10 protein-coding genes and 2 CRISPR repeat arrays are annotated in these 11,839 nt (G+C 36.3%); of the genes, 6 read left to right on the top strand and 4 right to left on the bottom strand.

Annotated features, from left to right (window positions below; genetic code table 11):
* Nucleotides 1-42 precede the first annotated feature (42 nt).
* Both ychF and rsmI read right to left on the bottom strand, forming a co-directional pair.
* Nucleotides 43-1,134, bottom strand: a complete 1,092-nt coding sequence (gene ychF, locus J3U36_RS02770; RefSeq protein WP_267380650.1) for a redox-regulated ATPase YchF — start codon at nt 1,132-1,134, stop codon at nt 43-45.
* 195 nt (nt 1,135-1,329) lie between these two features.
* The gene (gene rsmI / locus J3U36_RS02765; RefSeq protein WP_267380649.1) at nt 1,330-2,154 is read right to left on the bottom strand and encodes a 16S rRNA (cytidine(1402)-2'-O)-methyltransferase; all 825 of its coding nucleotides are present in this window, start codon (nt 2,152-2,154) and stop codon (nt 1,330-1,332) included.
* A gap of 397 nt (nt 2,155-2,551) precedes the next feature.
* Between rsmI and nlpD the strand changes: the two genes are divergently transcribed.
* From nlpD to J3U36_RS02735, 6 genes are all read left to right on the top strand, one after another.
* The gene (gene nlpD / locus J3U36_RS02760) at nt 2,552-3,583 is read left to right on the top strand and encodes a murein hydrolase activator NlpD (RefSeq protein WP_411590246.1); all 1,032 of its coding nucleotides are present in this window, start codon (nt 2,552-2,554) and stop codon (nt 3,581-3,583) included.
* A 117-nt stretch (nt 3,584-3,700) separates the two neighbouring features.
* Nucleotides 3,701-4,453, top strand: a complete 753-nt coding sequence (gpmA, locus tag J3U36_RS02755; protein WP_065559417.1) for a 2,3-diphosphoglycerate-dependent phosphoglycerate mutase — start codon at nt 3,701-3,703, stop codon at nt 4,451-4,453.
* A 100-nt stretch (nt 4,454-4,553) separates the two neighbouring features.
* Nucleotides 4,554-5,132, top strand: a complete 579-nt coding sequence (locus J3U36_RS02750) for a thymidine kinase (protein ID WP_065559418.1) — start codon at nt 4,554-4,556, stop codon at nt 5,130-5,132.
* A 178-nt stretch (nt 5,133-5,310) separates the two neighbouring features.
* Entirely contained in the window at nt 5,311-6,519 is a 1,209-nt protein-coding gene (locus J3U36_RS02745; RefSeq protein ID WP_267352583.1) for an aldose 1-epimerase family protein, read from the top strand.
* Between the two features lie 434 nt (nt 6,520-6,953).
* A complete protein-coding gene (locus J3U36_RS02740; protein WP_267380646.1) occupies nt 6,954-7,547 on the top strand; it encodes a UbiX family flavin prenyltransferase in 594 nt (197 codons plus the stop codon).
* A 67-nt stretch (nt 7,548-7,614) separates the two neighbouring features.
* Entirely contained in the window at nt 7,615-8,004 is a 390-nt protein-coding gene (locus J3U36_RS02735; protein ID WP_267380644.1) for a hypothetical protein, read from the top strand.
* Nucleotides 8,005-8,280: 276 nt separating this feature from the next.
* A CRISPR array of direct repeats spans nt 8,281-9,103; the repeat unit is 29 nt; unit sequence GTGTTCCCTGTATACACAGGGATAAACCG.
* A 596-nt stretch (nt 9,104-9,699) separates the two neighbouring features.
* Nucleotides 9,700-10,339: direct repeats of the CRISPR family, unit length 29 nt.
* A gap of 357 nt (nt 10,340-10,696) precedes the next feature.
* Here the strand turns inward: J3U36_RS02735 and J3U36_RS02730 are convergent.
* Together J3U36_RS02730 and J3U36_RS02725 are read right to left on the bottom strand one after the other, a co-directional pair.
* Nucleotides 10,697-11,182 (bottom strand): hypothetical protein, encoded by a 486-nt coding sequence (locus J3U36_RS02730; RefSeq protein ID WP_267379937.1) that lies wholly within the window; start codon nt 11,180-11,182, stop codon nt 10,697-10,699.
* Nucleotides 11,182-11,839 (bottom strand): EndoU domain-containing protein (locus J3U36_RS02725; protein WP_267385836.1); only part of this gene is annotated, 658 nt, incomplete at its 5' end. The genes J3U36_RS02725 and J3U36_RS02730, both read right to left, overlap by 1 nt.

The raw sequence follows: 11,839 nt of genomic DNA, 5'->3' as shown, positions 1-11,839 counted from the left end.
ACCTTGTGGTGACGTTAATGTATTTCATCATACGTGTTAATATTAGACATTAAATAAAAAGTTCATAATGTCGCCGTCTTGTACGATGTAGTCTTTACCTTCAGAACGCATTTTACCTGCTTCTTTTGCCCCTTGTTCACCCCCGTATTTGATAAAGTCATCAAATGCGATAGTCTGCGCTCGGATAAAGCCTTTTTCAAAATCAGTGTGGATTTTTCCAGCCGCTTGCGGTGCGGTATCACCAATGGATATTGTCCATGCCCGTACTTCTTTCACACCTGCGGTAAAATAGGTTTGTAAATTAAGTAATTTATAACCTGCACGTATGACACGATTTAACCCCGGTTCAGTTAATCCTAAGTCTTGCATAAATTCATCTCGGTCGGCATCATCAAGTTCTGAAAGTTCCGCTTCAATGGCAGCACAGACAGGAACAACAACCGCTTTTTCTGCTTCTGCAATGGCTTTAACTTTATCTAAATAAGGATTATTTTCAAAACCGTCTTCGTTGACATTAGCAATATACATGGTTGGTTTTAAGGTTAAGAAGCTAAGATACTTTATTGCGTTTAGTTCTTCTTTGCTTAAATCCAATAGTAATAATTTTTTACCTTGTTCTAAGTGGGGTAGACATTTTTCTAAAATTTCAAGTTCAAACTTGGCATCCTTGTCACCGCCTTTTGCTCGTTTTTGTAGTCGAGTCATAGCACGTTCACAAGCTTCAAGGTCTGCTAACGCTAGCTCGGTGTTAATAATTTCAATATCTTCGGCAGGGTCAATTTTACCTGCTACGTGAATGATGTTTTCATTTTCAAAGCATCGTACGACATGACCAATTGCTTCGGTTTCACGGATATTGGCTAAAAACTGGTTTCCAAGCCCTTCACCTTTTGATGCACCTTTCACTAATCCAGCAATATCCACAAATTCCATTGTGGTTGGTAAAGTGCGTTGTGGTTTGACAATTTCAGCAAGCTGATCGAGACGAGGATCGGGCATAGGCACTACACCAGTGTTTGGCTCGATTGTACAAAACGGAAAGTTAGCCGCCTCAATGCCTGCTTTAGTTAGTGCGTTAAAAAGTGTTGACTTACCAACATTTGGTAGTCCGACGATCCCACATTTGAATCCCATACTGTTTGTTACCTTTTATCATTAAATTACTTAAAAATAGTGGCTAATTATATACTAAATCGCACTATTTGTGCCAATGTTCTTATCGATGTTTTACTGTCTAATCTTATTCGAGGTTAACGCTTATCTTACGGTGTAGCTTGTAAGTTTGTTTTAGCTCAATAGCTATTAAATGTTAGTTGATTGATGCTTTCATTATTCCAAACTCAATCCAATTTGATAAAGTTGGTTCTTTTTAAGTCCGTATATTTCGGCGGTGATTGAAGCCGCTTTTTTTAATGGAAGTTCTTTGGTTAATAACTTTAATGTGTGAATGACATTGGGATCGATATCCGTGTCAGTTTTAGTATGACCTTCAACAATTAAAACAAACTCCCCTTTTTGACGGGCAATATCTTCATTTAGCCAATTAATTAATTGAGTCACCGGATAGCTAACAATCGTTTCCCATGTTTTTGTTAGCTCTTTGGCTAATACGATTTGTTTGTCTGCGCCAAATACAGTTTGCATATCATGTAAGGTATCAAGTAAACGATGTGTTGATTCATAAAATATCATCGTTCGTGTTTCATTCACCAGTGTCATTAAGTAGTCCACACGAGCTTTACTTTTAGCGGGTAAAAAACCTTCATAGCTGAATTTATCTGACGGTAGTCCTGCAACCGATAAGGCTGCAATCGCTGCGCAAGCGCCAGGAATAGGAACAACGTTAATCTCATTTTCACGGCAAGCTTTCACTAAATGATAGCCTGGATCATTTATTAAGGGGGTTCCAGCATCAGATATTAATGCTATCGATACGCCAGACTTGAGCTTTTCGATTAATAGCTGAGATTTTTCTTGCTCGTTATGATCGTGCAGTGCAAAAAGTTTGGCTTTGATTCCCAAATGTTGCAACAGTAATCCACTGTGGCGAGTGTCTTCGGCAGCAACTATATCAACCTTTTTAAGGATCTCAATTGCGCGAAGCGTGATATCATTTAAGTTTCCAATTGGGGTGGCTACAATATATAAAGTCATTAGATTTGGTCACATTTTAATTTTGAAAAAAATACCACAAATATACTATACGAAAACCTATTTTATTGTATATACTCATTGCGTTCAAAACAATTTCAGTTTTTATCATTTTATACCCATTGTAAAATTGCATTTTGAATATTTAATCTTAGTTGATAAGCAAGTTTGCTTGTTGATTCACTAATGGTATAGTGGTGTTAAATTTCTTGTCAGAAAGGGCATTCATTTTTATACAGCTTATTGGATTTATGGCGTGAGTTTGTCTTTAATTAAGTACTCCTCATCATTCTTCGACCATGATCAAATTAGCATGAATATTTTAAAGATAATAGCTTTTTACGGTAAAAACGTTAAAATGTATAATCATGGGCAATTTCTACCAAAATAAGATTAACGAATGAAAGGTATTAAAGTGAAAAAAATTCTCACATTAAGTAGTTTAAGTTTGCTGATTGCTGCGTGTACTCAAACAAACCCTGCTACAATTGTAGATATTTCAGATTCTTCCGGGAGCTCAAATCCGTCTGTTTATAGCAGACCACCGACAAATATTTCGACGGGTAACCGAATATCGAACTCTACTTATCCTAAATCGTCATCAAGCTCTAGTTCAACTGTGCAATCTTCCAGCTCGTCTGGTCAAAGCGTTGCAACAACGAATGAACGTATTGTGTATAATCGTAATTATGATGATATTCCTAAAGGTGGCTATAAGGGGGATACTTATACTGTTAAACGTGGAGATACCTTATTTTATATTGCTTGGGTAACGGGTAATGATTATCGATCATTAGCCGCAAAAAATAATATTAAAGAACCTTTCGCCGTTAATGTAGGTCAAGTTTTGGATGTCAGTTTTGGAACAACGGTTGTTGAAACTAAAAATAACGTTACCCAAAAAGTTGTGACGATCAAAGATAATTCAAATGGTACTTCATCAAGCCGTTCATCTGATCAAGGCAGCACCATTCAATCTGTTCAAAGTAATACTATTACATCTGTTCCAAGTAGTTCTAATTCATCGGATCAAAGTCGTTCCAATTTAGGAGGCGCAACAGCCACGGTTGCTAATATTTCATGGCAATGGCCAGCTAATGGTAAGATTATTGAAAAGTTTTCTAACGCAAGTAAAGGGATTGATATTTCAGGATCGTTAGGTGATAAAGTTGTCGCTGCGGCTGATGGTCGAGTGGTTTATTCTGGTAATGCGTTACCGGGATACGGTAATTTAATTATTGTTAAACATAATGATGATTATTTGACAGCTTATGCGCATAATCAGTCAATCTTAGTTAAGGAACAACAAACAGTTCGAGCCGGTGAGCAAATTGCAACAATGGGCGCAACAGGAACTTCATCAGTTAGACTACATTTTGAGATTCGTTATAAAGCGCAATCCGTTGATCCTGCAAAATATTTACCAAAATAATGTGTATAGTTTAAAAACGTTTATTGAAATACAACAGGAATACATGATTAAAATCATGTATTCCTGTTGATAACAAGATACATCAAATTTATTTTACGTAACAAAGGAGTTATATTCATGGCAGTAAAAAAATTAGTTCTTATTCGACATGGAGAAAGTGTTTGGAATCAAGAAAACCGTTTTTGTGGTTGGACTGATGTTGATTTATCTGATAAAGGTAATAAAGAAGCAGCAGAAGCAGGTCAATTACTTAAAAAAGAAGGTTTCGAATTTGATTATGCGTATACCTCAGTGTTAAAACGTGCTATTCATACATTATGGCATGTTTTAGATGAAGTGGATCAAGCATGGTTGCCTGTTGAAAAAAGTTGGAAATTAAATGAGCGTCACTATGGTGCACTTCAAGGTTTAAATAAAGCGGAAACTGCTGCAAAATATGGTGATGAGCAAGTAAAATTGTGGCGTCGTGGTTTTGCTATTACCCCACCTGCATTAGAAAAATCAGATGAGCGTTTTCCGGGACATGATTCACGTTACAGCAAATTGCCTGAATCAGAATTACCATTAACAGAAAGCTTAGCATTAACAATCAAACGTGTTCTGCCTTACTGGGAATCAACGATTGCACCACGTGTAGCAAGAGGCGAGCGTGTTATTATTGCTGCTCATGGTAACTCTTTACGTGCTTTAGTTAAACATTTAGATAATATCAGTGATGATGATATTATCGATCTTAACATTCCAACGGGTGTGCCTTTAGTATATGAATTTGATGACAATATGAAAGTGATCAAACATTACTATTTAGGTAATGCTGATGAAATTGCCGCCAAACAAGCAGCTGTTGCAAATCAAGGCAAAGCAAAATAGTTTTTATTTCATTATAATGATAAAAGGTAGGTTTGATAACTTACCTTTTTTATTTTCTAAATTATTCTGTTTCTTTATTAATTTATTTTGAGGCCTTATTTTGTCGAAAATTTATTATATTTATGCCGTCATGAATGCGGGTAAATCAACTGAATTATTACAAATCGACCATAATTATTTAAGTAATAATATGCAAACATTGCTACTTAAATCGTCTGTCGATACGCGTGATTCTGCTGTAGAAATTGTATCACGTTTAGGATTACGCAAAAAAGCGCTACAGCTTGATGATAATAGTGTTGATGAGATAATTGAATTAATTAAACAAAATGATTATGCCTGTATACTGATCGACGAAAGTCAGTTTTTATCCCGAAATACAATCTGGAAATTATCTGATGTTTGTGATGAGTATGGAGTACCAATGATGTTTTTTGGATTAAAAACAGATTATATGGGACATCTTTTTGAAGGCTCAAAAACCTTACTTGAAATCGCAGATAATTTTAGAGAGCTTAAAACCGTTTGTTGGTGTGGAAAAAAAGCAACGATGAATTTGCTAGAAGGTAAAGATGGTAAGATTGTTAAGTTTGGTAACTCTATACATTTAGGTGATAGCGAGTTTCATTCTGTTTGCCGTAAACATTGGAAAGCAGGACAGGTTAGACCCAATCGTTAATTGTGGTTAAATAAAATCATTTCATTATAACTCATAAGATTATTGATATTTTTTCTGTTTAAAAAGTGTGAATAATCTCTCATTTTTGATATTTTCTTTTTGTTGATTTATCTCGTTTTATGCCATATTGACTGAAGCGATTCAGTTTAGTTGTTTTAATAAATTATGAGGAATTAACATGAAAGTTAAAATCATTTCACTTGCAGTATTAGCATGTTTTACAACCATGACGGCTAATGCTAAAGAATTTGTGCTAATTGATACCGAGAAAGATGTAGCAAAAGGAAATTGGTCTATCTCCAATAAAGATTTAGGGATAAACGCCGAAAAATTTTTTATTGCAAATACTGTCCTTAAAGGTGGAAAACAAGAAGGAAGCGAGTTATTAACAATCAACAGTAATGATTTTACCATAAAATTAAGTCCGACTCGTGGACTGGGAATTATTTCAGTTGTTGGTGACGGTATTCGAATGGGGTGGGATTCACCAGTTGACGAAATTGTTCACCCGAAATTTATAAATCTTGAAAGCCGTGCAGGGCTGGGTTGGTTGGATGGTTTTAACGAAATGATGGTGCGTTGTGGTTTTGAATGGACAGGTCATGCAGTGCAAGCAGACGGAATGATGTATACATTGCATGGGCGAGCTCAAAACACTCCGGTTTCAAAATTAGTCGTCGAAGTTTTAGATAAAGCACCTTACACAATCACGGTTAAAGGTTTAATAAAAGAAAACACATTCAAAAAGAGCAATCTTGAAACGTGGGCATCAATAAGTTACGTACCAGGTAGTAAAGAGTTTACGGTACATGATGTTGTGACCAATAAAGGTGATTACACGAAAGATTTCCAAATCATTTATCATAGCAATTACGGTACGCCAATTTTGGAAGAGGGTGCTCAATTTGTTGCACCAGTCCGAGAAATCTCGCCATTTAACGATTATGCTAAAGATGGGTTAAAAACATGGCAAACTTATCTAGGGCCAACCAAAGGTTTTGACGAAATGGTATTTAACGTTTATCCGTATGCCGATGCTAATGGTAAAACGCAAGTTATGTTAACGAATAAAGCAGGGGATAAAGGCACGGGTATTGCTTTTAATACCAAAGAACTTCCTGTTCTTTCTTTGTGGAAAAATACCGATACACTTAAGCAAGGTTATGTTACTGGTTTAGAACCGGGAACCAGTTTTGCCTATCCTGTGACTATTGAACGTGAACAAAAACGGGTACGCCAGTTAGAGCCGGGACAAAGTACCGAATTTACCTTAACTTATAGTCTGTTATCCGGTAAAGATGCTGTCGCCAAATATGCTCAACAAATCCAAGCAATTCAAGGTAATCAAGAAACCAAAGTGGTTGAACAGCCAATGGCTAAGGAATAACTGAAACTATACTACGCCTAAGCCTATTAAATTAGGCGTAGTTAGCGCATTTTATCTTAATTCATCACATTTCATCCTGTAATGTTGTATTTGTGTCGCTGATATCCAAATCCTTAAACTTAATGTAATATCGTTTTATTAAAAAGATTAATTTTATTAAATAAATTTATTCTTTTTTGTTCTCAATTTTTATATAAGCTTTCCCTTACTTGAAAGCTAAATTCGATATAGGTATGATGTGTTGTGATAAATCTATCATAATCGATCTTTTTAACTTGACAGCTTTTTTGTTCAATGAGCTATCAATGATAAGTGATAAGATTTACTCATGCATAACATCTCAGTTTATCGAATGAAAAAATTGGAATCATCTTATTTTGAACATATCAATGTCAACCGATGTTGTTTGTAGTCAAAATACTATAGGAATTAACATGACAGCAAAGCGTATCATTATAGGAATCAGTGGTGCAACGGGGTTTGCTTATGGCATAAAAGCGTTAACGCTTTTAAAACCATTGGATATTGAAACTCATTTGGTAATCTCTAAAGCTGCCCACATGACCTGTTCTTACGAAGTTCCCAATATGAGCATCAAACAGATAGAGGCGCTTGCCGACAAGGTTTATTCTATTAATAATATCGGGGCAGCTATAGCAAGTGGTTCTTATAAAACAATGGGCATGTTAGTTGCACCGTGCTCAATGCGTAGTTTGTCTGCAATTGCTAACAGTTTATCGGATAATTTGCTAACTCGGGCTGCCGATGTAGTTTTAAAAGAACGTCGCCGTTTAGTTTTAATGGTACGTGAAGCACCTTTACATTTAGGACATATTAAAAATATGGAGGCTGTCACTTTAATGGGTGGGGTGATATTTCCACCTGTGCCGGCACTGTATCAACGTATTGATAGTATTGATGATATGATAACTCATAGTGTAGCTAGAGCGTTAGACCTGTTTGATATCGATATTTCTGCATTACCTCGTTGGGGTGAAGATATGCATTTAAACAATACACCATCTTAATCGAGTTTAACTTTCATTAAATATGCAGCCCAATAAAAAAATCCTTGAATTCATTAACAAACACCATGTGTTATCACTCAGTATGATTCTGCCTGATCATCAACTTTGGGCGTGTAATGCTTTTTATGTTTTTAATGAAGATTCCATGTGTCTTTATATCCTTTCTGACGTGAAAACAATTCATGGTAATGCGATGTTAACCCATTCACACGTGGCGGGTACAATAAGCATAGCACCAAAGACCGTTGCAAAAATCCAAGGTATTCAATTTCAAGCCATCGCATCGCGATTAGAGGGTCACGATGCCACCCAAGCTTACTCACACTATTATCGAAAATTTCCTTTTGCCAGAATGATTAAAGCGCCAATTTGGTCACTTAAATTACAACGAATTAAAATGACCAATAATTTAATGGGATTTGCACATAAAACCCATTGGGATAGGACAGAGGAATAAATAATGAGTGAGTTTTTTAGTAAAATCTGCTTAGTCCAATAGAGCTAATTAACATAACGATCTGTTATGCAATGATCCAAAATAGCGTCGGTACATAAGCGCATGGCAAGTATAAATATTGCACAAATTTCTTTACTAATATTGCTTAATAAATTGATAATATTATAAATTTTGTCAAACCCCATCAGAATTTTAATCGCTTAAAAAAGCAGCAAAAAAGTTGGTAGAATTTTACACCCTCCTATTTTAATTAATAAACAATAGGTTATAATTAGAGTGTTCCCTGTATACACAGGGATAAACCGCAGCTGGTTTTTGTAAGAATGTTTTTTTTGTTGTGTTCCCTGTATACACAGGGATAAACCGCAAAACCAAGATACACCAAAGGCGTGGAGTATGTGTTCCCTGTATACACAGGGATAAACCGGTTATTTTCAAAAATGCCGTCGTCAACTAGTTGTGTTCCCTGTATACACAGGGATAAACCGGAATATACCACTGCAAAAGCAAATACAACCCAGTGTTCCCTGTATACACAGGGATAAACCGTCTCTCCCCTCTTTATTTGGTTTAATAACCAGGTGTTCCCTGTATACACAGGGATAAACCGCCTGATAAGTGTTCTTACCACGTTACCAACAGGTGTTCCCTGTATACACAGGGATAAACCTATAAACTGGAACATTTACCCAATCATCAATAAAGTGTTCCCTGTATACACAGGGATAAACCGATCGCTGTAATTTGTAACCAATTAATTAATTGGTGTTCCCTGTATACACAGGGATAAACCGTCACGATGAGATACGCTCATTTCGCACCGGATGTGTTCCCTGTATACACAGGGATAAACCGACAAATGAAAACCAACACGATGATGCCCTTGAGTGTTCCCTGTATACACAGGGATAAACCGCCGTTCAACCACTACCAGAACAACCAACCAAAGTGTTCCCTGTATACACAGGGATAAACCGATCGAGGCATCCCGTTTGACATGGCTAAAATCGTGTTCCCTGTATACACAGGGATAAACCGACGATTTGCGAGGTTTAAGCAAAGTAATGGAAGTGTTCCCTGTATACACAGGGATAAACCGTGGCTAAAAGAAAATCTAAGCGAGGCTCAGGCGGTGTTCCCTATATATACGTAGGGATAAACCGAATAGAATTAAACGCCGAAATTCTTAGATGTGCGTGTTCCCTATGCACATAGGGATAAATCGTTCCCCTCAAATAGGGCTATCTTTAAAATTATCGTGTTCCTTAAATACATAGGGATAGCCATCATTTTCAAAGCTCTAAAAATTAACGCTTTGTTCAAACTCCTAATTATTTCTTCTGTTATAAAACTTCTAACTATTGTTATAACGTCTGTCTGCGAATTAATGGTTATAACATTCGGCATAAAGCCGAATAAAACAAGAAGCTAAAGGTAAGATCAATATAAAGTCGTTCGTTAAAATCATCTAGCGAAAAAGTAACATGTTATCTTGTTCTCAAGAATTGCTCGGTGAGCAGTAAAAATTACAAAAGAGTGTCCGCTAAAAAAACTCCATGATAGCAAGTAAGTATATGATAATTATAAAATTACATTCCTAATGTGTATTAAACCAAATCGCCTAAAAAAACAATAAAAAATCGGTAGAATTTTACACCTCCCTATTTTAATTAATAAACAATAGGTTATAATTAGAGTGTTCCCTATACACATAGGGATAAACCGAAAAAAACAATGTTGATAATGAAGAACAACTTGTGTTCCCTATACACATAGGGATAAACCGTTGACGCACGATGGGTACCATTAAATCCAATCGTGTTCCCTATACACATAGGGATAAACCGCCGCCTCAATTGCTCAGGCAGTGGTTAACACAGTGTTCCCTATACACATAGGGATAAACCGTCGCGTGGGGCGTCAATTTACAAAATCACAAAGTGTTCCCTATACACATAGGGATAAACCGATTTGGACGTCGGGACGTTCGGGGACAAATTAGTGTTCCCTATACACATAGGGATAAACCGCATGTTGATCTACAGCTATTCCCAATCCAATAGTGTTCCCTATACACATAGGGATAAACCGAGTCGCTCGGTCGCGCATTATTACCAGTTTTAGTGTTCCCTATACACATAGGGATAAACCGGGTATTTTTGCTGATGCAATTTGTCCTTGCAAGTGTTCCCTATACACATAGGGATAAACCGCACCTCATCATTCGAGTGAACAGATTCTGTTAGTGTTCCCTATACACATAGGGATAAACCGGCAGTATTAGTGGCATTTCATTGGCTCATAGGGTGTTCCCTATACACATAGGGATAAACCTCGATACAGCTAATACCAGTAGGTGATCTAAACTATGTTCCCTATATACTGTTCGCATGCGAACAAAATGGATTACAGGAAGCGTTTGCAGGGATTTCGTAAAATAAAGCTACTTGATCGGGCGTAGACATCAACAAAATAATGCCACTTGTACCAATCATGAACCCATTTGCATAAGTTTTTATTTCACCATTTAAAATATGTTCAGTATTGATTGTTACTTGAGTACCTTTACCAACTTGTTGCTGAATTAATTCAACAGGTATAGTTGAAGATTATCATAGCAAGTTAATAATTAAACATGCATGTAGATTTAGGAACATTAAAAAGACTTCCCACGGATTAGGTGGGATGTTTTTTAACAAGCGTAAGGAACCAAATGAGAATTTGGCAATCCATTATAGATATCGATCGCTTCTTGCCCTTCAGCTACAAGCTCAACATCTATTGGTCCAGGTGGATTATATGGGTCTTTATAAATACATTCTAGGCAAGCTTTGTATTTTTCTAAAACATATAAAAGCTGCTTCTTATTAATAAGAACTTGTTGTTGTTCAACGTATTCGGTACCTATAAAAACATAATCACCAGTAATTAAAACCCAATGAGCATTACCAACACCAAACATACCATCGGGTGCTCGGCTATGCTCTAAATCGGTAAGATTATTTATCCAAATATTGACAGAGTTGATCCCTGTAGGAAGATCTGTCGCCAACCAAGCAGCTATTTCACAGATTCCATAACCTTGTCTTGGCGTATTCCTAATATTTTCATCTTCAGATGTTCCAGAAAGAATATACTTACCTTCATACCATATAAAATACAATTTCTTTTTTAACATTACTTTTTAACTCCTTCATAAATAGGCCAAGCCGTTGCTCCTGTTCCATCAGGTTTTTTATAATAACCTTCCATTTTCAATCCATCAGACGATGTTCCTTGCCACATTTCTTTTTTTCGTGGATCAGTATGAGGCATTGAATTTTCAAAAGCATTTTTAATTTCCATTTCCGTTTGACGTTTAGACCAATGCTCAGGAAAAAACGTTGTTTCAGATTGTTTTTTATACCATTTCCCCGTTGCAGGATCTCTGACCGATATGTATCCTGTTTTTACACCATTAGCATCTGCTGCACCTGTCCACTGATCTACTTTAATATTCGGATCTTTTAAATAATGCCCACCAGTACCAACCTTAGTACCATTTGCATAAGTTTTTATTTCACCATTTAAAATATGTTCAGTATTGATTGTTACTTGAATACCTTTACCTGCTTGTTGTTGAATTAATTCAGCAGGTGTAGAAGAAGGTTTAAAGTTATTAAGATAATCTCCAGCTTCACTTCCTGTATGCGTCGTCCTCGTTTCAGCAACATTATTCCAATTAATCTCATCTAATTCAACCGTTACCGTTTCAATTTTATGATGTACTTTCGCTCTGACTTCAGTGCCAGTTATTTTGATGCGGGCGTATTTTAATAAGCGTAATGAACGGGTT

Origin of the sequence: Gilliamella sp. B3817, from assembly GCF_026536705.1 — a bacterium.
Classification (GTDB): domain Bacteria; phylum Pseudomonadota; class Gammaproteobacteria; order Enterobacterales; family Orbaceae; genus Gilliamella; species Gilliamella apicola_I.
This window is presented reverse-complemented; position numbering and strand designations above follow the sequence as displayed.